Annotated in this window: 1 pseudogene; it reads right to left on the reverse strand. The window is 67.0% G+C overall.

From position 1 onward, the window contains the following. Positions 1–13: 13 nt before the first annotated feature. Positions 14–625, reverse strand: a pseudogene (locus A4X16_RS14820) (IS3-like element ISAar43 family transposase); the annotation flags it as partial.

Genomic DNA, 625 nt, shown 5'->3' on the forward strand with positions numbered 1-625 from the left:
TGGGCCGCCCCCTTCATTCGGTCCGGTCGCTGTGCGAGTCGTCGGTTTCCAGTTGATGGGTGCATTGCCGAGCGTAGTCGACCGGTGCGAGGTATCCGAGCGATGAGTGCCGGCGGTCATGGTTGTACTCGGTCTTCCAGTCGCCGATCACGACCTGGGCGTGCAGCAGCGAGTAGAAGCTGTTGATGTTCAGGCACTCGTCGCGGAGCCTGCTGTTGAACGACTCGACGTACCCGTTGTGCCAGGGCGAGCCGGGCGGAATGTAGGACAGGCCGGTGCGGGTGCCGGCCCAGTCGGCCATCGCGTCGCTGATGAACTCCGGGCCGTTGTCTGATCTGAGCACCGCGGGCGCGCCGCGGACGGCGACGAGGTCCTCGAGGTGGGCAGTGAGTCGGTCCGCGGTGATCGACCGCTCGACAAGCCCTCCGATGCACTCACGGGTGTGTTCGTCGACGATGGAGCAGATCTTGATCGGGCGGCCCTGCTCGTCGGCATCGAACTGGAAGTCCACCGCCCACACGAGATTCGGTGCGACCGCTGCCGGGGCGTCGACGGTCGAGGATCCGACGCGTTTGCGCCGCCGCCGCTGGGGGACACGGAGGCCTTCCTCGCGCCAGAGCCGCTG

Source organism: Microbacterium sp. H83 (assembly GCF_001650405.1).
Classification (GTDB): Bacteria; Actinomycetota; Actinomycetes; order Actinomycetales; family Microbacteriaceae; genus Microbacterium.